Origin of the sequence: Pseudomonas sp. SCB32 (assembly GCF_009189165.1) — a bacterium.
Lineage (GTDB): Bacteria > Pseudomonadota > Gammaproteobacteria > Pseudomonadales > Pseudomonadaceae > Pseudomonas.
Genome location: NZ_CP045118.1, coordinates 33,899 through 55,174 on the forward strand (window position 1 = coordinate 33,899; position 21,276 = coordinate 55,174).

General features: G+C 66.8%; 23 protein-coding genes. 10 read left to right on the forward strand and 13 right to left on the reverse strand.

Going from position 1 to position 21,276, the window contains the following annotated elements; all coding sequences use genetic code 11:
* Positions 1-2: 2 nt before the first annotated feature.
* The gene (locus tag GA645_RS00160; protein WP_152218789.1) at positions 3-320 is read right to left on the reverse strand and encodes a putative quinol monooxygenase; all 318 of its coding nucleotides are present in this window, start codon (positions 318-320) and stop codon (positions 3-5) included.
* A gap of 310 nt (positions 321-630) precedes the next feature.
* On the opposite strand from GA645_RS00160, the gene GA645_RS00165 reads away from it, so the two are divergent.
* Positions 631-1,563 (forward strand): AraC family transcriptional regulator, encoded by a 933-nt coding sequence (locus tag GA645_RS00165; protein ID WP_152218791.1) that lies wholly within the window; start codon positions 631-633, stop codon positions 1,561-1,563.
* Positions 1,564-1,765: 202 nt separating this feature from the next.
* Here the strand turns inward: GA645_RS00165 and GA645_RS00170 are convergent, their stop codons facing one another.
* Positions 1,766-2,152, reverse strand: a complete 387-nt coding sequence (locus GA645_RS00170) for a VOC family protein (RefSeq protein ID WP_152218793.1) — start codon at positions 2,150-2,152, stop codon at positions 1,766-1,768.
* Between the two features lie 179 nt (positions 2,153-2,331).
* Here GA645_RS00170 and GA645_RS00175 point away from each other — a divergent pair, with 179 nt between their 5' ends.
* Complete coding sequence (locus GA645_RS00175) at positions 2,332-3,846, forward strand: YdgA family protein (RefSeq protein WP_152218795.1); 1,515 nt, start codon at positions 2,332-2,334, stop codon at positions 3,844-3,846.
* Positions 3,847-3,969: 123 nt separating this feature from the next.
* Here GA645_RS00175 and trpA read toward each other — a convergent pair whose 3' ends face one another.
* Both trpA and trpB read right to left on the reverse strand, forming a co-directional pair.
* Entirely contained in the window at positions 3,970-4,776 is an 807-nt protein-coding gene (gene trpA / locus GA645_RS00180) for a tryptophan synthase subunit alpha (protein ID WP_152218797.1), read from the reverse strand.
* Entirely contained in the window at positions 4,773-5,981 is a 1,209-nt protein-coding gene (gene trpB, locus GA645_RS00185; RefSeq protein ID WP_152218799.1) for a tryptophan synthase subunit beta, read from the reverse strand. Before trpB ends, trpA begins: the two co-directional genes overlap by 4 nt.
* 265 nt (positions 5,982-6,246) lie before the next feature.
* On the opposite strand from trpB, the gene GA645_RS00190 reads away from it, so the two are divergent.
* The 4 genes from GA645_RS00190 to GA645_RS00205 all read left to right on the forward strand — a co-directional run bounded on the left by GA645_RS00190 (position 6,247) and on the right by GA645_RS00205 (position 8,246).
* Entirely contained in the window at positions 6,247-7,137 is an 891-nt protein-coding gene (locus GA645_RS00190; RefSeq protein ID WP_152218801.1) for a LysR family transcriptional regulator, read from the forward strand.
* Between the two features lie 106 nt (positions 7,138-7,243).
* A complete protein-coding gene (locus GA645_RS00195; protein ID WP_152218804.1) occupies positions 7,244-7,459 on the forward strand; it encodes a dodecin in 216 nt (71 codons plus the stop codon).
* 145 nt (positions 7,460-7,604) lie between these two features.
* On the forward strand, positions 7,605-7,826 hold the full coding sequence (locus tag GA645_RS00200; protein WP_152218806.1) for a DUF1161 domain-containing protein: 222 nt from the start codon (positions 7,605-7,607) through the stop codon (positions 7,824-7,826).
* Positions 7,827-8,009: 183 nt separating this feature from the next.
* Positions 8,010-8,246 (forward strand): DUF1161 domain-containing protein, encoded by a 237-nt coding sequence (locus tag GA645_RS00205; protein ID WP_372239822.1) that lies wholly within the window; start codon positions 8,010-8,012, stop codon positions 8,244-8,246.
* A gap of 114 nt (positions 8,247-8,360) precedes the next feature.
* On the opposite strand, the gene GA645_RS00210 is transcribed toward GA645_RS00205, so the two are convergent.
* Entirely contained in the window at positions 8,361-8,786 is a 426-nt protein-coding gene (locus GA645_RS00210; RefSeq protein WP_152218810.1) for a hypothetical protein, read from the reverse strand.
* 61 nt (positions 8,787-8,847) lie between these two features.
* Positions 8,848-9,264, reverse strand: coding sequence for a hypothetical protein (locus GA645_RS00215; RefSeq protein WP_152218812.1), 417 nt, complete (start codon positions 9,262-9,264; stop codon positions 8,848-8,850).
* A 67-nt stretch (positions 9,265-9,331) separates the two neighbouring features.
* Between GA645_RS00215 and GA645_RS00220 the strand changes: the two genes are divergently transcribed.
* The gene (locus GA645_RS00220) at positions 9,332-10,420 is read left to right on the forward strand and encodes an aminopeptidase (protein ID WP_152218814.1); all 1,089 of its coding nucleotides are present in this window, start codon (positions 9,332-9,334) and stop codon (positions 10,418-10,420) included.
* A 122-nt stretch (positions 10,421-10,542) separates the two neighbouring features.
* Here GA645_RS00220 and GA645_RS00225 read toward each other — a convergent pair whose 3' ends face one another.
* Positions 10,543-12,066, reverse strand: a complete 1,524-nt coding sequence (locus GA645_RS00225; protein WP_152218816.1) for a 3-hydroxyacyl-CoA dehydrogenase — start codon at positions 12,064-12,066, stop codon at positions 10,543-10,545.
* A gap of 47 nt (positions 12,067-12,113) precedes the next feature.
* Complete coding sequence (locus GA645_RS00230) at positions 12,114-12,302, reverse strand: hypothetical protein (protein WP_152218818.1); 189 nt, start codon at positions 12,300-12,302, stop codon at positions 12,114-12,116.
* A gap of 198 nt (positions 12,303-12,500) precedes the next feature.
* Here GA645_RS00230 and GA645_RS00235 point away from each other — a divergent pair, with 198 nt between their 5' ends.
* Positions 12,501-13,286, forward strand: coding sequence for an IclR family transcriptional regulator (locus GA645_RS00235; RefSeq protein ID WP_152218820.1), 786 nt, complete (start codon positions 12,501-12,503; stop codon positions 13,284-13,286).
* 507 nt (positions 13,287-13,793) lie between these two features.
* Here the strand turns inward: GA645_RS00235 and GA645_RS00240 are convergent.
* From GA645_RS00240 to GA645_RS00250, 3 genes are read right to left on the reverse strand one after another with little or no spacing between them, the layout of a single operon-like run.
* Complete coding sequence (locus GA645_RS00240; protein ID WP_152218822.1) at positions 13,794-14,924, reverse strand: acyl-CoA dehydrogenase family protein; 1,131 nt, start codon at positions 14,922-14,924, stop codon at positions 13,794-13,796.
* A gap of 10 nt (positions 14,925-14,934) precedes the next feature.
* Positions 14,935-16,125, reverse strand: a complete 1,191-nt coding sequence (locus GA645_RS00245) for an acyl-CoA dehydrogenase family protein (protein ID WP_152218824.1) — start codon at positions 16,123-16,125, stop codon at positions 14,935-14,937.
* Between the two features lie 9 nt (positions 16,126-16,134).
* Entirely contained in the window at positions 16,135-18,228 is a 2,094-nt protein-coding gene (locus GA645_RS00250; protein ID WP_152218827.1) for a 3-hydroxyacyl-CoA dehydrogenase NAD-binding domain-containing protein, read from the reverse strand.
* 249 nt (positions 18,229-18,477) lie between these two features.
* On the opposite strand from GA645_RS00250, the gene GA645_RS00255 reads away from it, so the two are divergent.
* The gene (locus tag GA645_RS00255) at positions 18,478-19,428 is read left to right on the forward strand and encodes an alpha/beta fold hydrolase (protein WP_152218829.1); all 951 of its coding nucleotides are present in this window, start codon (positions 18,478-18,480) and stop codon (positions 19,426-19,428) included.
* 3 nt (positions 19,429-19,431) lie between these two features.
* On the opposite strand, the gene GA645_RS00260 is transcribed toward GA645_RS00255, so the two are convergent.
* Both GA645_RS00260 and GA645_RS00265 read right to left on the reverse strand, forming a co-directional pair.
* Positions 19,432-19,887: a GNAT family N-acetyltransferase gene (locus tag GA645_RS00260; protein WP_152218831.1), complete on the reverse strand. Its 456-nt coding sequence runs from the start codon at positions 19,885-19,887 to the stop codon at positions 19,432-19,434.
* Positions 19,888-19,929: 42 nt separating this feature from the next.
* On the reverse strand, positions 19,930-20,847 hold the full coding sequence (locus GA645_RS00265) for a LysR family transcriptional regulator (protein ID WP_152218833.1): 918 nt from the start codon (positions 20,845-20,847) through the stop codon (positions 19,930-19,932).
* A gap of 97 nt (positions 20,848-20,944) precedes the next feature.
* On the opposite strand from GA645_RS00265, the gene GA645_RS00270 reads away from it, so the two are divergent.
* Positions 20,945-21,232, forward strand: a complete 288-nt coding sequence (locus GA645_RS00270; protein WP_152218835.1) for a DUF2218 domain-containing protein — start codon at positions 20,945-20,947, stop codon at positions 21,230-21,232.
* Positions 21,233-21,276: the final 44 nt, after the last annotated feature.

The following is a 21,276-nucleotide window of genomic DNA, read 5'->3' on the forward strand; positions in this document are numbered from 1 at the left end:
ACTCAGGCCACCTTGTCGGTGGCCTGATAGCTGTCTTCGAGGATGCCGCCACTCAGGCTGCGGCAGTGGCCAAAGAGCGCTTCGCCGAGCAATTGCAGCGAGGGTGAGGCGAAGTAGTCCATCAGCGCCTCTTCGTTGCGCCAGTGGCTGTGCAGCAGCCAGGGACGATCCGTCCCCTGGATGACCAGCCGGCACTCCAGGCAGCCGGGCGCGCGGCGGGCACCGTCGACCAGGTTGTCGATCAGGGCGCCAAGCTGGGCATCGTGTCCGCTCCGGGGATGGATGTGCAGTTCGTGTTGAATCGATCGTTGCCAGGGCATGTCCTGTCCTCCGCGTTACATCGAAGCAGTCCGAGGTGGCTCCTCGGACGACTGACAGGAAGATTACGGGCCGGGAAGCGCACGGCGGTATCCGGATGCTGCGAGCTTCTTGCCTGATCCTGCGAAGCCCTCGCCAACGCGTTGGAAACCGCGTATTTGCGCGCTGCACCGTCACGGTGCGCGTGCTGAAGCCCGCGCCGCTTGTCCATTCCTGCCGATTGCTTGCCTGATCCTCCAGCGGCTGCCTTACTGTCACACGCGTGCAGGCGCCGCGGGCGTAAGCTGCGTGCGCCGCCACTGGAGGTCCCGCATGTCCCAGTCCTACGATCCCGTCGCCGCCGGCCGCCAGGAGCTGGCCGACATCATCCAGCGCCACTGCCAGGGTGAAGGCCTCTTCGAAACCGCCATCGATTCGCTGTTGCTGGCGCGCAGCGATTGCCCCAGCGAGGGGCGGATGCCGACCCTCTATCGCCCTGCCCTGTGCGTCATCGCCCAGGGCAGCAAGGAAATTCGCCTGGGCAGCGAGCTGTACCGCTACGACGAACTCAACCTGCTGGTAGTGTCGGTGACCCTGCCGGTCTCCGGGCAGGTGATCGAGGCCTCGGCGGAGAAGCCCTACCTGTCGATCCGACTGGACATCGATCCGGGCGATCTCACCCAACTGATCGCCGAAGCGGGCCTTGCCGGCAGTACGCCGCGCCCGGCTGGCCGGGGCATCTACCTGCAACGCGTGGACTGCACCGTGCTCGACGCCCTGCTGCGCCTCATGCGCCTGCTCGACACGCCGCGCGATATCCCCATGCTGGCGCCGCTGTTCGTCCGTGAGATCCTCTACCGCCTGCTGCGTGGCCCGCAGGGGCACCTGTTGCATGACCTGGCGATGACCGACAGCCAGACCCACCGCGTCACCCGCGCCATCGAGTGGCTCAACCGCAACTTCGACAAGTCCCTGCGCATCGAGGAGCTGGCGCGCGAGGTGAACCTCAGCGTGTCCACCCTGCACCACCGCTTCAAGGAGGTGACTGCACTGAGTCCTTTGCAGTACCAGAAGCATCTACGCCTGCAGGAAGCGCGGCGGCTGATGTTGTCGGAGGGCTTGGAAGTGGCGGTGGCCGGGCATCGCGTGGGCTATGAGAGCCCGTCGCAATTCAGCCGTGAATACAGCCGCCTGTTCGGCGCGCCGCCGCTGCGGGATTTGGCGAGTTTGCGCGGGGCGCTGGGAGCGGCGGCGGTACCGGCGTGACATTGCCTTTGTAGGAGTGGGCGATGCCCGCGACAGGTATCGCACCGACCTGCCGGTCGGATCGCGGGCATGGCCCGCTCCTACGGGTGCTTCCTTTGGAGATTGGCGCGGGAGATTTCCCCTCACCCCAGCCCTCTCCCTCTGAGCGGGGCGCGTAGCCAGGGTTAGGGTGAGGGCGTTACCGGGCACCAAAAGTCAGCCATCAGCGCTCGTAAAGCTCCAACGGCAAGTCATCCGGATCGGCAAAGAAGGTGAACCGCTTGCCGGTCAGCTCGTCCTCGCGGATCGGCTCGCTCTTCACGCCATGGCTCTCCAGATGCGCCACGGCGGCGTCCAGGTCATCCACCGCAAACGCCAGGTGACGCAGCCCCTGGGCCTCGGGATAGGACGGTCGGGGCGGCGCGCCGGGGAAGGAGAACAGCTCCAGTTGCGTCTCGCCCAGTGCCAGGTCGAGCTTCCAGGAGTCGCGGGCTTCGCGGTAGGTCTCGGCGATTACGCGCAGCTCCAGCACCTGGGTGTAGAAGTGCCTGGATCGTGGGTAATCCGAGCAGATCAGGGCGATGTGGTGGACGCTGTGCAGCAAAGGCATGGCGCTTGGCTTCCGAAGGTGATCGGGCGACCCATCCTGCCAGTCATGCGTGGTGGGTCAATGCTGGCTGTATGAATCTGCCGGTTGGAGTGTAGGCAGTGTGCCTGATAGCATCGCGCCGCCAACCCAAAACGGTCGACAGGATGTCCCCCGTACGGCCGCACACGAAAGGAAGCAGCATGAAAAAGACCGCCCTGGCCCTCGCCATTCCCCTGGCCATCGTCGGCGTTGCCGTTGCCGGCGCCTGGTACACCGGCTCGCGCGTCGAGCAGGAAATCACCCGCGGCATCGAACAGGCCAACAGCCTTCTCAAGACCGACGCCCCCGACCTGGGCATGAGCGTCTCGCTGCTCGGCGTGGAGCGCGGCCTGCTTTCCAGCAGCGCACGTTACCAGGTGACCATCGCCGGCAACGAAGGCGAGGCGCCCACTACCCTGGTGTTCACCGATCGTCTCGAGCACGGCCCGTTCCCGGCGTCGCGCCTGGCGGCCGGCAAGCTGGCGCCGGTCATGGCGCAGAGCCATTTCGCCCTGGAGCAGAACGAGTTCACCGCGCCGCTGTTCGCGGCCGCCGCCGGCAAGGCGCCGCTCAGCGGCGAGCTGGCCATACATTACGACCAGCAACAGGAAGGCGTCTTCGAGAGCGCCGCCCTGCAATTCGCCAAGGACGGTGAGAGCCTGCGTCTGTCGCCGGCCACCGTGAACTTCAGCGTGTCCGGCGACAAGAAGGACGTGCGCGGCGACGCCAGGCTGGCGGAGGCCGACCTGGTGTTCCTCGACCCGCAGAGCGGCCAGCCGGTGCGCGTCGAACTGCGCGACCTGGGCATCGCGGGCGACAAGAAGGAAAACGCCAATGGCTTCGCTCTCGGCCCCAGCTCGGTCAGCCTGAAGAGCCTGCGCGTGAAAGCCCCGGGCAGCCCGGAAGTGGAACTGCGCCAGGCTGTCGGCGAGGAAGTGCTCAAGCAGGGCGAGAAGGGCCTGGACCAGACCCTCTCCTACCGCGTCGGCCAGCTGCTGGTACAGGGCCAGGAGATCGGCGGCCTGAAGCTCGACACCAGCCTGCGCAACCTCGACGAGGGCACCCTCAAGTCCCTCAAGGAAACCTACAACCAGTACGCCCTGGGCAGCGTCGGCAGCACCGCGGAGCTGACTCCGGAGCAGGAAGAGGCACTCAAGGGCCAGTTCCTGCGCATGCTCGACAGCTCGCCGAAGCTGGCGCTGGATGAGCTCTCGCTGCGGACCGCCCATGGGGTGGCGAAGGTGTCCCTCGCTGTGGACCTGCGCAAGCCCGACCATGCCGCGCAGACTCCGGACGAGATGGCCCGCAGCGTGCTGGCGTCGCTCAAGGCCAACCTGAAGGTAGACAAGGCGGTGATCGGCGATGTCGTTGCACTGCAGGCCTCGCTGGGTGGCGCGGACGCCGGCAGCGTCGATCCGGTTGCGCTCAAGCAGCAGACCGATGCCATGACTGATCTGTTCAGCGGCATGGCGCTGCAATCGGAGTGGGCAGTGCTGGACGGCAACAGCCTGAGCAGTTCGCTGGCCTACGCTGACGACAAGGTGAAGTTCAACGGCAAGGACATGACCACCCAGGAGTTCGTGGCCTTCGCCATGGGCTCCGCGCAGGGGCTGGGCCTGGGCGGTGGCGCCACTGTCGGCGTCGAAGAAGCGCCGCAACAGGAAGAGCTGGAATAAGCCTCGCCTGAAACGAAAAAGCCCGGCATTCGCCGGGCTTTTTTCTGCTCCCTGTAGGAGCGCGCCATGCCCGCGATCGCACGCATGGCGCAGCTCCTACAGGTTGTGCTGCGCTAGCAATCTTCAGCGCGCGTTACGCACGCCCTCGGCCAGCTGACGGCACAGGCCGAGCACGCTCTGCACCGCATCGGCGGAGCTGGTGGCCTCGGCGATCTTGTCGATCAGTGCCGAGCCCACCACCACGCCGTCGGCCAGGCGCGCGATACTCGCCGCGTGTTCCGGGGTGCGGATGCCGAAGCCGATGGACACCGGCAGGTCGGTGTGGCGACGCAGACGCGCCACAGCCTGCTCGACGTGTTCCAGGGTCGCCGCGCCGGCGCCGGTCACGCCGGCCACCGAGACGTAGTAGACGAAGCCCGAGCTGCCGTTCAGTACGGTCGGCAGGCGCTTGTCGTCGGTGGTCGGGGTGGTCAGGCGGATGAAGTCGATGCCTGCTGCCTGGGCCGGATCGCACAGGTCTTCGTTGTGCTCCGGCGGCAGGTCCACCACGATCAGGCCATCGACGCCGGCCTCTTTCGCGTCGGCGATGAACTTGTCCACGCCGTAGTAGTGGATCGGGTTGAAATAGCCCATCAGCACCAGCGGGGTGGTGCTGTTGCCCTGGCGGAATTCGCGGACCATCTTCAGGGTCTTGGCCAGGTTCTGGCCGTTGCCCAGGGCGCGGATGTTGGCCAGCTGGATCGCTGGGCCATCGGCCATCGGGTCGGTGAACGGCATGCCCAGCTCGATCACGTCGGCGCCGGCTTCGGGCAGGCCCTTGAGGATGTCCAGCGAGGTGGAGTAGCCCGGGTCGCCAGCGGTGATGAAGGTCACCAGGGCGGCGCGGTTCTGCTGTTTCAGTTCGGCGAAGCGGGTCTGCAGGCGGCTCATGCTTTCTGCTCCTGTTGCATGTGGTGCATGACGGTCTGCATGTCCTTGTCGCCGCGACCGGACAGGTTCACCACCATGATGTGGTCCTTGGGCAGGTTCGGCGCGCGCTTGAAGACTTCGGCCAGCGCGTGGGAGGACTCCAGCGCGGGGATGATGCCTTCCAGGCGGCAGCAGGTGTGGAAGGCTTCCAGCGCCTCGTGGTCGGTGATCGAGGTGTACTCGACGCGACCAATGTCATGCAGCCATGCGTGTTCCGGGCCGATGCCGGGGTAGTCCAGGCCGGCGGAGATGGAGTGCGCGTCGATGATCTGGCCGTCCTCGTCCTGCAGCAGGAAGGTGCGGTTGCCGTGCAGCACGCCCGGCACGCCGCCGTTCAGGCTGGCCGCGTGCTTGCCGGTCTCGATGCCGTGGCCGGCGGCTTCGACGCCGACGATCGCAACGCTCTTGTCATCCAGGAACGGGTGGAACAGGCCCATGGCGTTGGAGCCGCCGCCGATGCAGGCAACCAGGGAATCGGGCAGGCGCCCTTCCTTCTCGGCCAGCTGCTCGCGGGTTTCCTTGCCGATCACCGCCTGGAAGTCGCGGACCATCGCCGGGTACGGGTGCGGGCCGGCCACAGTGCCGATCAGGTAGAAGGTGCTGTCGACGTTGGTCACCCAGTCGCGCAGGGCTTCGTTCATCGCGTCCTTCAGGGTGCCGGTGCCGGCGGTGACCGGGATCACTTCGGCGCCCAGCAGCTTCATGCGGAACACGTTGGCCTGCTGGCGATCAATGTCGGTGGTACCCATGTAGATCACGCACTGCAGGCCGAAGCGCGCAGCCACGGTGGCGGTGGCCACGCCGTGCATGCCGGCGCCGGTCTCGGCGATGATGCGCTGCTTGCCCATGCGCTTGGCCAGGAGGATCTGGCCGATGCAGTTGTTGATCTTGTGCGCGCCGGTGTGGTTCAGCTCTTCGCGCTTCAGGTAGATCTTCGCGCCGCCGCAGTGCTCGGTCAGGCGCTCGGCGAAGTACAGCGGGCTCGGACGGCCGACGTAGTCGCGCTGGAAGTAGGCCAGCTCCTTCTGGAACTCGGGATCGTCCTTGGCCTTCTCGTATTCGCGGGCCAGGTCGTGGATCAGCGGCATCAGGGTCTCGGCGACGTACTGGCCGCCGAAGTTGCCGAACAGGCCCTTGGCGTCTGGACCGGTGCGCAGTGTGGACATGGGAAGGCTCCTGTGGGGGTCGGGTTGGTAGGGCGCCATGTTCGTTGGGTGATGCCCCTTCGGGCCAGCGCAAGCGCTGTTCGCGATGGAGCCGCGTCCCGCGTTCGCGGGGATGACGCCGGGGGCTATCCCGTCACTCCCGCGAACGCGGGAGCCCAGAAACTGAGGTCTTCCTACGAGTGGCGCTCAGGATACGGCTGTGTGATGACGGGGAAAAGCGATAAGATCGCTTCAACCTGTCAGAAAAACTCACAGATTGACTGCCATGAGCCGAGACCTTCCCCCGCTCAATGCCCTGCGCGCCTTCGAGGCCGCCGCGCGCTTGCGTGGCATGAGCCCGGCGGCGGACGAGCTGAACGTCACCCACGGCGCGGTGAGCCGGCAGATCCGTCAACTGGAGGAAGAACTGGGCGTCACCCTGTTCGTCAAGGATGGTCGCGGCGTAAAACTCACCGATGCCGGCCAGCGCCTGAGCGAGGTCGCCAGTGACGCCTTCGAGCGCCTGCGCAACGTCAGCGCCGAGCTGCGCCGCCAGGCCGACGGCGATGCGCCCTTCGTGCTCGGCTGTCCGGGCAGTCTGCTCGCCCGTTGGTTCATCCCGCGCTTGGACCGGCTGAACCGCGAGCTGCCCGGCCTGCGCCTGCAACTGTCGGCCAGCGAGGGCGAGATCGACCCGCGTCGCGCCGGCCTCGATGCCACGCTGCACTTCGCCGAGCCGCCCTGGCCGGCGGACATGCAGGTGCACGAACTGGCGGTGGAGCGCGTCGGCCCGGTGCTCAGCCCGCGCTATTCGCGCTTTGCCGAGCTCTGCGCGGCGCCCGCCACTGCCCTGCTGGGCGAGTCGCTGCTGTACACCACCTCGCGCCCGCAGGCCTGGCCGGCGTGGGCGACCAACAGCGGCCTTGCGGCCGGCGCGCTGCGGCTCGGGCAGGGCTTCGAACACCTCTACTACCTGCTGGAAGCGGCGGTGGCCGGGCTGGGCGTGGCCATCGCGCCGCAGCAGGTGGTAGCTGACGACCTCTCCGCCGGCCGCCTGGCCGCGCCCTGGGGCTTCGTCGAAACCCGTGCGCGGCTGGCGCTGTGGGTACCAGCGCGTTTGCCCGACCGGCGCGCCGCGCTGCTGGCGGACTGGCTGCGTGGCGAGCTGAAAGTCTGAGGCATTCAGGGGCTGCTGCCGTTTGCCCTGAGCCCACCCCTCTACTAGTGTCCTAGGAGGCGCTGGCACTCTGCCTGTGCGGCGCGGCGAACACAGGAGAGTGGGCATGTCGAATCATCACACCTACAAGAAGATCGAACTGGTCGGCTCCTCGCGCACCAGCATCGAGGACGCCATCAACAATGCCCTGGCCGAGGCGGCCAAGAGCATCGACTTCCTGGAGTGGTTCGAGGTGGTGGACACCCGTGGGCACATCGAGAATGGCGCGGTCGGCCACTACCAGGTGACCATCAAGGTCGGTTTCAAGATTGCCAACAGCTAAGGGCTGCCGGGAAACCACGATCGGCCCACGGACTTTTGTCATGCGCGTCTGCGATGCTCGCAGCGCGCCTTGAGCGGTGCACCGGGTTCGCCCGGTTTTCGGCCCGGATGGGCCTATTTCAGTGAATGGCGAGGGAGCGTTAACGATGAAGAAGTTTTTGTTGGCCGTGGGGGTCTTCGCACTGGCGGGCAATGTACTGGCCGCCGGTAAACCGTGCGAAGAGCTGAAATCGGAGATCGATGCGAAGCTGAAAGCCAAGGGCGTCGCGTCTTACACGCTGGAGATCGCCGACAAGGGCGCTGCCGCAGGCAAGAAGGTCGTGGGCACCTGCGACGCCGGCAAGAAGGAAATCGTCTACTCGAAGTAATCGCTGCGGGTGGATGAATCGGCCGGGAGCCCGCAAGGGCCCCGGCCTTTTTCATGGCGGCCCGCCAGCGAGGCTGGCCGTACGCAATTGCATCGAGCTTGACCGGCACTCTGTCGCCAGGTGGTGGTCCACCGTTAGGATTAGGGGCCCCGTGTGGGGGTATGACGAGGGAATGCGATGACGATGAAATGGGCCGTGGCGACCAGCCTGGCGCTGTTGCTGGCGACTCCGGCGAGTTGGGCGGCAACCAAGCCGTGTGAGGAGCTCAAGGCGGAGATCGAGACCAAGATCCAGGCTGCCGGGGTGACTTCCTATACCCTGGAGATCGTGGACAAGTCCGAGGTGAAGGACCCCAACATGGTGGTCGGCACCTGCGATGGCGGGAAGCGGCGGATCATCTACCAGAAGAACGACAGCTGAGATTCCGCTCGGGCTGGCACGACGGCTCGACTGTAGGAGCGCGCCATGCGCGCGAATCGCGGGCGTGGCCCGCTCCTACAGGGGCGCAGAACTTCTGTCCTATGGCTGTTCGAGCTAGAACGGCCCGCAGCTCACCGGCCCCTGGAAGTCCGTCTCCGCCACCAGCTTCCCGTTGGCATCGGTCAGCAGTGCCAGGGCGCTGCGCAGCTGCGGGCGCAGTTCCAGCCTGTAGCGCTGGCCGGCGACGAAGTTGTCGTAGGTCACCTTGACCCGGCAGGTCAGCTCGGCGAGATCGCTGCCCGGCCCCATGCCGCCGCCGGCGGGGATTTCATACTGGAAGCGCACGATCAGTTCGTGGTGGCCGGGTGTCACCTGGAAGTAGCGTCCATCGTTCACCGACTGGCCGTCCACGCGCTCCGCCATCAGCGTCTTGCCGGGCGTGGTGTAGAGATCGACCCAGGCCATCTGCGGGTCGTGGGCGGGCAGCGGGCCGGCGCAGCCGCCCAGCAAGGCAAGTGCGAAGAGCAGACACAGACGCATGAGGGTTCACCGTGGCGAAGGACCATTCACCACAGCATAACCTCGCGTTGGCGCGTCGACCTCAGGCGCGATCGCAACCGCGCTCGCGGCCCCGTGCGATCTCGTTGGATTGCGCGTCATACAGCTTGGCCCAGGGGCGGAAGCCGATGCTGCCGGTTTCCAGGCGATAGCGCTGGCCGGCGGCGAAATCCTTGTACTTCACAGTCAGCTCGCAATCGCGCCAGAGGGCTTCGTCCACCGGGCCGATGTCCACCGGTTCGACCTGGAACTGGAAGCGCACGCGCAGCTCGTGCTGCCCCGGATCGACCTCGAAGTAGCGCGAGCTGGGCCAGTCCTTGTCATCGACTTTCGTGGCGGTGAGATCGCTCTGGCTGTTGGTGCTCAGGTCGATCCATGCGCGGTTCGGGTCGGGGCGTGGCATCAGCAGGGAACAGCCGCTCAGGGCGAGCAGGCTGATGGCAGTGAGAGCGGCGCGCATCGAGGAGACTCCTGGGTAGGTTACGTCGTGCCAGCGGGCGGACCGAGCGCTGTGCTATGTTCCGCGCATGCCCTTCCGCCTTCTTATCCCGACACTCGACAGCTGCCTGTGCCGCTGGGTTCCCTGCCTGGCGATCTGGGCGCTGAGCGGTTGTTCCACGGTGAGTTATTACGGGCAGCTGGCCGACGGTCAGCTGCGTCTTCTGGCCGCCCGCGAACCGGTCTCCGAGGTCGTCGCCGACCCCACCCGTGACCCTGTCCTGCGCCGGCGCCTGGAGCAGTCCCAGGAGGCGCGCGCCTTCGCCAGCGCCGCGCTGGGCTTGCCGGACAACCGCAGCTACCGCCGCTACGCGGATATCCACAGGCCCAATGTGGTGTGGAACGTCTTCGCCACCCCCGAGCTGTCGCTGCGTCCGGTTACCCACTGCTTCCCCATCGCCGGCTGCGTGGCCTATCGCGGCTACTACGGCGAGGCGGGCGCGCAGGGCGAGGCGAAGCGACTGAAGGACCAGGGGATGGATGTGTACGTCGGCGGCGTGGAGGCCTACTCGACCCTCGGCTGGTTCGATGACCCGATCCTCAGCAGCATGCTGCGCTGGGGCGACCAGCGTCTGGCCGAGACCATCTTCCACGAGCTGGCGCACCAGAAGTTCTACCTGCCGGGCGACACCGCCTTCAACGAATCCTTCGCCACCTTCGTCGAGACCGAGGGCGGCCGCCGCTGGCGTGCCGCGCGCGGCCTGGCGGAGGAGTCGCCACAACTGGAGCAGCAGCGCAAGCGCTTCACCCAGCTGGTGCTCGATACCCGCAAGCGCCTGCAAAAGCTGTATGCCAGTCCGCGCAGCGATGCCGAGAAACGCGCCGGCAAGGCGGCGGAATTCGAGCGCCTGCGTAGCGAGTACCGCGAACTGTGCGCCCACGAATGGGGCGGCAAGGCGCCGTTCGACGCCTGGATCAATGGCCCGCTGAACAACGCCAAGTTGCTGCCCTTCGGGCTCTACGACCAGTGGGTGCCCGCCTTTGCCGCACTGTTCGCCCAGGTCGGCGGCAACTGGCCGGCGTTCTATGCGCGGGTGGAGAAGCTCGGGGCGTTGCCCCCGGCGCAACGGACGGCAGCGCTGGAGCAGCTGATGGCGGGGCAGCGCGTGGTGTTCTGACTACGGAATTGCCCTGCTCTTCGTAGGACTGAGGGGGACGCCCAGTCCTTGCTCGCGAACAGATTTCCGGCAACTCCAGCGTTGGGCGGTTCGCGAGCAAGCTCGCTCCTACAGGTTGAATCTCACTCCGCCCGATCAGGGCTGTGCAACGGCAGGTCCAGCTGCGCGCGACGGCGCAACCACGGGCTCGGCCGGTAACGCGCCTCGCCGTAGCAGGCCTGCAGGCCCTGGAGGATCGTGAGGATGCGCGCTGCGCCGTAGTGCTCGCCGAAGGCCAGCGGACCGAACGGATAACCCAGCGCCAGCTGCACCGCCCGGTCCAGCGTCACCGGACTGGCGATACCGCGCTGGACGATCTCGCAGCCCAGGTTGACGATCCCGGCGATCACCCGCTGGCTGATGAAGCCGGGCGAGTCGTTGATCACCTCCACCGGCACGCCGTCGCTGCCCAGCGCCTGGCGTGCCTGGATCTCCAGTTTCGGATCGAGGGCCGGCTGGCGCATCAGCACGCGGCGGCGGTCCAGGTCGGTGAAGGTCTCCAGCGCCAGGCTGCGTTCGGGTGGCAGACCCAAGGCGTCGATGCAGGTGCTGGCGTCGGTTCCCAGCGGGGTGACCAGGCAGATAGCGCGGGATGACGGCGCCTCACTGGTTTCCAGCACCACGCCACCCTGGGTCAGGATGGCGGCGATGCGGTGGCGTAGCTCCGGGTCCTGGCTGTCGAGCCAGTACGGCCGGTTCAGCAACACCGGTTCCGGCTGTTCTTCCACCTCGTGCAGCGGCTGGCCGTCGCGGTAGCGGTAGAAGCCCTCGCCGCTCTTGCGCCCGAGGAGACCGCCGGCCACGCGCTGGGCGGCCAGGGTTGACGGCGTGTAGCGCGGATCCTGGTAGAACTGCTGGTAGAGCGATTCCATCACCGCGTGGGAGATGTCCAGGCCGGTCAGGTCGAGCAGTTCGAACGGGCCCATGCGGAAGCCTGCGCCGTCGCGCAGGATGCGGTCGACCTGGGCCGGGCTGGCGATGCCTTCTCCGAGGATGCGCAGGGCTTCGGTACTGAAGGCGCGGCCGGCGTGGTTGACGATGAAGCCGGGGCTGTCCGGCGACACCGCCGGGAAATGCCCGGCCTGCTCCGCCAGCCGGCTCAGGCGATGCACCACCGACTCGCTGGTGCGCTGGCCGCGCACCACTTCGACGATGCGCATCAGCGTCACCGGGTTGAAGAAGTGGAAGCCGGCGACCCGCTCCGGGTGCTGGCAGCGCGCGGCGATGCGGGTGACCGACAGCGACGAGGTGTTGCTCGCCAGCACGGCATCCGGCGCTACGCGCTTTTCCAGTTCGGCGAGCAGCGCCTGCTTGGCGCCGAGGTCCTCGATGATGGCTTCGACCAGCAGGTCGCAGTCGGCCAGTTCGTCGAGGCTGTGAGTTGGCAGCAGGCGCTGCATCGTGGCGCTGAGCGCCTCGGGGCTGAGCTTGCCCTTGGCCACCGAACGCTCCAGTAGCTCGCGGTTGAAGGCCAGGGCCTGCTCAATGGTCTGCGGATCGCTGTCGTACAGGCGCACCGGCAGGCCGGCCGTGGCGAACAGCTGGGCGATGCCACGGCCCATGGCGCCTGCGCCGATCACGCCGATGCGGTGGAAGGACTCGGTCATGCTGCGGGTCTCATCGTGCGAACCTGCTTCAACCATAGACGCTGCGCTCATGCCGTGGTTCTCCGGGACAACTCCAGATCTCGCAGCTGGCGGCGCAGCAGCTTGCCGGGCTGGTCGGGGTCGGTGTCGTTGCCCTTCTCGTCCGCCGTGCGCAGCTCGGTATCCACCAGTGCCTGGCCGACGTAGCCGTGTCTGGCGATCTCACGGGCTACGTATCCGGTCTTGGAGGTGGGCATCGACTTCTCCGTACTTTTCCCTGAGCCTTGAATTATTGTTCTGCACAGCGAAACTACATGTCGAAATCGATGGTATGCGATAGGCTGACCCGACGCAACGAGCAGGCTCGGGACCGCTGCGGGGAAAGCGGCCGATCTGCTATCGTTCGCCCGCGCCGCCAGCGGCGCCCGTCAACAGGATTTCCCCGCCGAGGCCCCATGAGCGACGACGTCGAAGACAGCAGCAACCCCAAGGACCGCAAGTACGTCGAGGCGCTTGCCCGTGGGCTGGATGTGCTGCGTGCCTTCACCCACGGCTCGGTGGTGCTCGGCAACCAGGAAATCGCGCGGATCACCGGGCTTCCCAAGCCAACGGTGTCGCGCATGACCTACACCCTGACCAAGCTCGGCTACCTCTGCTACTCGCAGCAGCACGAGAAGTACCAGCTGGATTCCGGTGTGCTGGCGCTGGGGTACGCCTACGTCTCCAACCTGCGCGTGCGCCAGCTGGCCAAGCCCTATATGGAGGCCTTCGCCCGCCGTACCAACACCACGGTCGGCCTCACCTGCCGTGACTGGCTGTCGATGATCTACGTGGAGAACTGCCGCCCGCCGGAGGCGACTTCCCTGCGCATGGACGCGGGCGTGCGCCTGCCGCTGGCCACCACCGCCGCCGGCCGTGCCTACCTCGCCGCGACCCCTGAGCAGGAGCGCGAACACCTGCTGTCGGCGCTGGAAGCGCGCCACGAAGGCGACTGGAGTGCGATGCGCGAGTCGCTGGAGGCGTCCTTCGAGGAGTATCGCGAGCATGGGTTCTGCCTGTCCCTGGGCGACTGGGACCGCAACGTGCGAGCGGCCGGCGTGCCGCTGCGCCTGGCGGACGGTGGGCTGATGGCGCTGACCTGTGGGGCGCCGTCGTTCCAGCTCAGCGAAGAGACGCTGCGTGGGTCGCTGGCCCACGAGCTGGAGATGCTGGCGCGGGATATCGAGAGCCTCGGGGCCTGATATTCCCTAACGGGGAGAACCGATTTCGTAGGAGCGGACTCCGTCCGCGATGCTCTTGCACTTCGTAGGGTGAATAACGCCTAAGGCGTTATCCGCCGTTTTGGGGTTAGGTGTTTCTGCGCCGCTTCGGCGTGTGCTGAGAGGTTTTGTTTCGCCCCCTCGGGCGAGTTACTTTCTCAAACTGCGGATGGCCGCCCCACAGAAAGTAACCAAAGGTCTTGCCCCTGCATCCGGGTCCCGCTTCGCGGGACTGATTCGCTTCGCTCACCCTGCGGGCCAGCCTTCGGCTGTTACTACGCTGCGCTCCGTTTCCCTCGCTCCATCGAAGTTTCAGGGGCTCGCGTCGACGGGCCATCCCTGGCCCGACGACGCTCTCGCGACATCCATGTCGCTCAACCCCTGAAACTCCGATTCCACTCGGCCTCCTGAAGGGGCGGTTCGGAGTGCGCGGATGTTTCTCTGGAAGACCTCAAAGGCTAGAGCTAGAGCAACAGGCACTTGCGCGGCTCACGCCACCTCCATCAACCCCGCATACACCTTCAGGTGATGATCATCGTCACCCAACTGGTGGCTGAGCATCACCAGGCGCTTGGCGTGGTGCGCCAGCACGTATTCCCAGGTCATGCCGATGCCGCCGTGCAGCTGGATCGCCTGCTCGGCCACGTAGCGCGCCGCGCGGGTGACGATGAACTTGGCGGCGGCCAGGGTGCGGCTGCGCTCGGCGCTGTCGGGTTGGTCGGCGACGCAGGCGGCAAGGATCGCCATGCTGGTGGCCTGCTCCAGCTCGCTGCGCATGTCCACCATTCGGTGCTGCAGCACCTGGAACTTGCCGATCGGGATGCCGAATTGCTTACGCGTCTTCAGGTAGTCCAGGGTCAGCGCGCAGGCTTCCTGCAGGCTGCCAAGCGCCTCGGCGCACTGCGCGGCGATGGCGCGGCCGTGTTGGTAACGCAGCGCCGGCAGCGCCTCGCCCGGCGTGCCAATGGCTTCGCCAAGGGCACCGTCGAGGAACAGCTCGCAGGCGCGCTGGCCGTCCACCGTCGGGTAGTCGCGGTGGCTCACGCCGGCCCGTTGCGGGTCGATGAGGAACAGGCCGATGCCCGTCTCGTCCCGCGCATTGCCGGACACCCGCGCCGAGACCAGGATCGCCGTGGCGCTCTGCCCGCCGATAACCACCGCCTTGCGCCCGCTCAGCTTCCAGCCGTTGCCGATTTGCTCCGCGCGGGTCTGCACGTCGTGCAGCTGGTAGTGGCTCTGTGGTTCTTCCAGCGCGACCGCCAGTTGCGCTTCGCCACTGGCGATACGGGGCAGCCAATGGTCCTTCTGCGCGTCGCTGCCCAGCTGGGCGATCAGCCCGCCGCCGTGCACCACTGATTGCAGGTAAGGCTCCAGGCACAGGCCGCGGCCCAGTTCGGTGAGCACCAGCATGCTTTCCACGCCGCCGCCGAAGCCGCCGTGGCTTTCCGGCAGCGACACTGAGGTCAACCCCAGCTCGCCGAGCTGGCGCCAGAAGTCGGCGCTGTAGCCCAACTCGCTCTTGCTGAAGCCCTCGCGCTTGTCGAACGGATAGGCGTCGCGCACCAGGCGCGCCGCGGTGTCCTGCAGCATCTGCTGCTCTTCGCTCAGTTTGAAGTCCATGGCCCTGGCCTCACAGTTCGAGAATCATCTTGGAGACGATGTTCTTCTGGATTTCGTTGGAGCCGCCGAAGATCGACAGCTTGCGCAGGTTGAAGTACTGGCTGGCCGGCGCCGCCGCGTAATCCGCATGCAGCGCCTCGCTGCCCAGCTCGAACTCGTCCTCGATGAAGGGCAGCGCATAGGGGCCGAGCACCTTGCGCAGCAGGTGGCTGATGGCCTGGCGAATCTCCGTGCCCTTTACTTTCAGGATCGAGCTTTCCGCGCCCGGCACGCCGCCTTCGCGGGCGGCGGCGAGGATGCGCAGGGTGCTCATCTCGATGGCCATCAGCTGCATCTCCACCTCCGCCACCTGGGCGCGGAACAGCGGGTCTTCGAGCATCGGTTTTCCGTCGCACAGCTCGCGACTGGCGACCTGCTTCAGGTGCGCGAGCACCGCCTTGGACGCGCCGATGCCAGCGAGACCGGTGCGCTCGTAGGTCAGCAGGTACTTGGCGCAGGTCCAGCCCTCGTTCTCGCGGCCGACCAGGTTTTCCACCGGCACGCGCACGTTGTCGAAGAACACCTCGTTGACCTCGTGCTCGCCGTCGAGGGTGATAATCGGGCGTACGGTGATGCCGGGGGTGTTCATGTCGATCAGCAGGAAGCTGATGCCACGTTGCTGCTGTGCCTCCGGGTCGGTGCGCACCAGGCAGAAGATCCAGTCGGCGTGCTGGCCGAGGGTGGTCCAGGTCTTCTGGCCGTTCACCACGTAATGCTCGCCGTCGCGCACGGCGCGGGTTTTCAGACTGGCGAGGTCGGAGCCGGCGCCCGGCTCGGAGTAGCCCTGGCACCACCAGTCGGTGCCGTCGAGGATGCGCGGCAGGTAGTGCGCCTGCTGCTCGGGCGTGCCGAACTTGATGATCACCGGGGCGACCATGTTGACGCCGAAGGGGATGGTGCGCGGCGCGCCGAACGCGGCGCATTCCTCTTCGAAGATGTGCTTCTGCACGGCGTTCCAGCCGGTGCCGCCGAACTCTTCGGGCCAGTGGGTGGCGTACCAGCCCTGCTCGGCGAGGACGCGCTGCCAGCGCTGGTGGTCGCCCTTGTTCAGGTGTTTGCCCAGGCGCACCTTGGAGGCGATGTCCTTGGGCAGCCTGGTCTGCAGGAAGTGGCGCACGTCATCGCGGAATGCCAGTTCGTCGGGAGTGAAATGGATGTCCATGGCGGGTCCTCAGAGATCGGCAAAACGGCGGCCTTCGGCCACCAGGCGTTCGAGTAGCGGTGCGGGCTGCCACCAGGCGCCGAGGCGCCGGTGGAACTCGCGGATTCGTTCGAGCACATGGACAAGGCCGATGCTGTCGGCATGGAACAGCGGGCCGCCGCGCCAGGTGGGGAAGCCGTAGCCGTTGAGGAAGATCACATCGACGTCGCTGGCGCGCTGGGCGATGCCTTCGTCGAGGATGTTGGCGGCCTCGTTGATCAGCGCGTAGATGCAGCGCTCGACGATTTCCTCATCGCTGACCGGCGCGCGGATGATGCCGCGCTCGGCGGCCGCCTGTTCGAGCATGGCCGGCAGCGCCGGGTTGTCCTGCGCGGCGCGACCGCCTTCGCCGTACTGGTAGAAGCCGGTGCCGGTCTTCTGCCCGAGCATGCCGGCGGCGATCAGGTGATCGAGCACCGCCGGCAGGGTTTGGCCGGGCTTGAGGTTCGGCCGCTGGCGCGAGCGGATCGCGTGGCTGATGTCGAGGCCGGAGAGGTCGCGCACCGCCAGCGGTCCCATGGCCATGCCGAAGGCGCGTAGCGCGCGGTCCACCTGTGCGGGTGTGGCGCCCTCCTCCAGCAGGAACTCGGCCTGGCGGCCGTACTGGAAGATCATGCGATTGCCGACGAAGCCGTCGCACACGCCGACCATCACCGAGACCTTCTTCAGGCGCTTGCCCAGTTGCATGGAGGTGGCGAGCACAGTGTCCGAGGTGGCCTTGCCGCGCACCACTTCGAGCAGGCGCATGACGTTGGCCGGGCTGAAGAAGTGCAGGCCGACCACGTCCTGCGGACGCTGGGTGAAGGCGGCGATTTCATCGAGGTCCAGCGAGGATGTATTGCTGGCGAGGATCGCGCCGAGCTTGCAGGCGGCGTCCAGTTGCTGGAAGACATGGCGCTTCACTTCCAGGCTTTCGAACACCGCCTCGACCACCACGTCGGCATCGCCCAGCGCGGCGTAATCGAGCACGCCACTGATCAGACCCATGCGCCGCTCCATTTCCTCGGCGCTCAGGCTGCCGCGCGCCACGCTGGCGGCGTACAGGCTGCGGGCGCGGTCGAGCCCGCGCTGCAGGGCGTCTTCACTCACTTCCAGCACCTGCACCGGGATACCCGCGTTGGCGAAGCACAGCACGATGCCGACACCCATGGTGCCGCCACCGATAACAGCGGCGCGGCGGATTTCCCTGGCCTGCACATCGGCTGCAAGCCCTTCGACCCGCGCGGCCTCGCGCTCGGCAAAGAAGGCGTGGATCAGCGCGGCGCGCTGCGGCGATTCCATGCATTGCAGGAAGAGTTCGCGCTCGCGCACCAAGCCTTCGTGCATCGGCAACTGGGTCGCGGCTTCCACGGCGTCGATGCAACGTTGCGGGGAGAACTGGCCGGGCAGGCGTTTCTGTACTTCGCCGCGCTTGTGGGCGATCAGCTCGGCGAGGCCGCTTTCCTGTACGCGCTCGTTGCGTTCGCCGGTGCGCCGCGGGCCCTTGCCGTCCGCCAACAGGCGCTGGGCGAAGGCGAGGCCGGCTGCGATCAGGTCGCCGTCGAACAGCTCGTCGACGATGGTGTTGTCCAGGGCATCGGCCGCGCGGATCGGCGCGCCGGAGACGATCATGTCGAGGGCCTTTTCCACACCCGCCAGGCGCGGCAGGCGCTGGGTGCCGCCGGCGCCGGGCAGCAGCCCGAGCTTCACTTCCGGCAGGCCGACCTGGGCGTCGCGGCGGGCGATGCGGTAGTGGCAGGCCAGGGCAACTTCCAGGCCGCCGCCCAGGGCGGTGCCGTGGATGACGGCGACGCTGGGCTTGGATGACCTTTCGATGGCTTCGATCACGTCCGGCAGGGACGGCGCCTGCGCTGGCTTGCCGAACTCGCGGATATCGGCGCCGGCCATGAAGGTGCGCCCGGCGCAGACCAGCACCACCGCGCGCACCTGCGGATCGGCTTCGGCCTGCTGGAAGGCCTTGATCAGCCCGGCGCGGACGGCCTGTCCGAGGGCGTTCACCGGTGGGCTGTCGACCGTCACCAGGGCGATCTCGCCCCGACGTAAGAGCTGTACCGCTTCTGACATGCCGTGCTCCGTTTAGAGTTGTTTTAACGGAATTATGTTTCGCTGTGCAGAATACGGTGATGATTTTGGGTTGTCGAGTAAGGCTCACCGGGAAAGGCACCCTACGGCCCTGCGCGAGCAAGCTCGCGCCTGAAGCAGATGCATCGGCGTGGGGTGCTGGTGAGAGCGCTACATTCGCCCGATGAATACGATTCGGGCTGCGCTCCAGGCGCGGCATAGTTGAGTCTGGCACTCATGCAAGGTCGCGCCATGAACGAGTTCGAACACCAGCTGCTGGCCGTCAACGGTATCCAGCTCAGCCTCTACAGTTGCGGCCCGGCAGAAGGCAAACCGGTGTGGCTGCTGCACGGCTTTCCCGAGTGCTGGCATTCCTGGCAGCACCAGATGCGCGCCCTCTCCTCCGCCGGCTACCGCGTGTTTGCCCCGGAGATGCGTGGCTATGGCCAGACCAGTGCGCCGGAAGCGGTGGATGCCTACGACGTGCTGACGCTCTGCGCGGACATCCAGGGTGCCATGGAGGCCCTTGGGCACGAGCGCGTGGCGATGGTCGGCCACGACTGGGGCGCGCCGGTGGCTTGGCATCTGGCGCTGCTGGAGCCTCGGCGTGTCGAGGTGCTGGCGACCCTTTCGGTGCCGTTCGCGGGCCGCGCCAAACGTCCTGCGCTGGAGATCATGCGCGAGGTATTCGCCGGCAAGTTCTTCTACATCCTCTACTTCCAGCAGCCCGGCCGCGCCGAGGCCGAGCTGGATGCGGACATCGCCGTCAGCCTGCGTCACTTCCTCGGAGACAACGTGCGCCTGGCGCCGGAGCAAGCGCCCGACGGCCGGCTGTTCGACGGTCTGCCGACACCACCTGCGCAACCGGCCTGGTGCAGCGCCGAGGACTTCCAGTGGTATGTGCGCACGTTCGAAGACCGTGGCTTCCACGGCGCGCTGAACTGGTACCGCAACTTCGAGCGCAGCTGGCAGCGCACCGAGCCGCTGGCCGGGCGCAAGGTCGAGCAGCCGACGCTGTTCCTGATCGGTGACCGAGACCCGGTGGGCCGTTTCGAGGCCTACGCCCTGCAGCGTATGCCCGAGCATGTGCCGAATCTTACGCAGCATGTGCTGGAGAACTGCGGCCACTGGATCCAGAACCAGCAGCCGGAGCGGGTCAACGCGCTACTGGGCGACTTCCTCGCGCGTCACTACCCGGCCTGACGCTCAGGGCTGGCGACGCATGCCGATGTGCGGGATATCGTCTTCCAGGTAGACCTCGGTGACCGGCGTGAAGCCGTAGCGGCCGTAGTAGCCTTGCAGGTGCGCCTGTGCCGAGAGGTAGATCGGCAGGCCCGGCCAGCGCTGGGCGATGAATTGCAGCGCCTGTTCCATCAGTTGGTGCCCGAGGCCGGTGCCGCGGCCCTGTGGAGCGATCACCACGCGGCCGATGACCACGTCACCTTGGTGGCGCTGCGGGTCGAGCAGGCGCAGGTAGCCGAGCAGCTGGCCACCCTCTTCCACCATCAGGTGGCAGGTGTCGCCGATGAGGTCGAGGCCATCGACTTCCTGGTAGGGGCATTTCTGCTCGACCACGAAGACTTCGGTGCGCAGGCTGAGGATGGCGTACAGCTCTTCCTTGCTCAGGTCGCTGTGGTGCTTGCAGGTCCAGTTCCGGGCCATGGGGATGCTCCTGTCGATGAGGCGCCCATGTTAGCGCGCCTCTCAGACCGGCGCCTGGAAGCGCAGGTGGGATGAGCCGCCGAGGTGGCGCCGCAGTGCCTCGATGGCGACCTTGACCTTGGCCGGCTGGGCGTCGCGACGTGGCGTGACGGCGTAGATACCGAACGGAGGCAGCGTCCAGTCCGGCAGCAGGCGCTGCAAGCGGCCCTCCTCCAGCGCCTCGCGGACTTCCGGTTCGGGTTGCGCGGAAACGCCCAGGCCGTCGAGGGTGAACTGGCGCAGGGCGATCATGCTGTTGGCGGCGACGCGCGGCTCCAGGCGCAGCTTGCAGCCCTCCCCGCCAGGTCCGCTGAAGTTCAGGTAGCCCTGGTGCGCGACGGTATTCAGCGCCAGCCAGTCCACCCCTTGCAGTTGCTGTGGATGCTCGATGGGCGGCAGACGCCTCAGGTAGGACGGCGCGGCGCAGATGACGTTGTTCCACTCGGCCAGATGGCGCGCCACCAGGCTGGAGTCCGACAGGCTGCCGACGCGGATGGCAAGGTCGATGCGCTGCTCGATCAGGTCGATCTGCTCGTCGTGGAAGAACAGCTGCAGGCGCAGTTGGCGGTGATTTTCCAACAAGGGGCGCAGGGCCTCGGTGATCAGCTTGCCGGAGAAGCCCACCGGGGCGGCCAGGCGCAGCTCGCCGACCGGCGCCTCGCGCCATTCGCCCAGGCGCTGCTCGGCCTCTTCGGCGATCGCCAGCATCTGCGCGCAACTGCGGTAGAAGGCTTCGCCCGCTTCGGTCAGGGTGAGCTTGCGGGTGGTGCGGTGCAGCAGCGTCACCTGGGCGTGGGCTTCGAGCTTGCGGATCTGCTGGCTGACCGCCGAGGGGGTCATGCCCAGGCTCTCGGCGGCAGCGGCCATGGAGCCGCGGGCCACCACGGTGGCGAAGACCGCCATGCCCTTGAGGTTGTCCATTGTGAAGCTCCACTTAAGAGTGAAAGGCAAAATAGCGGGTTTTTCCCTGGATTTCCCACGCCTAGCATGACAACTCCCGAAAAAGGAGACGAGAACGATGCCGCTAAGCCGTGCCACTGTCGCTACACCTGATGCCGCGCGCTACCTCAAGCGCCTGTGCAACCACTTCGCGCACAAGCTCGCTGTCGAACTGACCGAGGATCGCGGCGTGCTGCGCTTCGATTTCGGCACCTGCCGTCTGCACGCGACCCCCGATGCCCTGCTGATGGACGCCGAAGCAGCCGATGCACAGGCGCTGGAGCGCCTGCAGAACGTGGTGGTCAGCCACCTCGACCGTTTCGCCTGGAAAGAAGGGCAGCTGCCGGTCGATTGGCAGGCTGTCTGACCCGCTTTCGAAAATAAGCTCGAAAAAACCAAAAACCCGGCCTA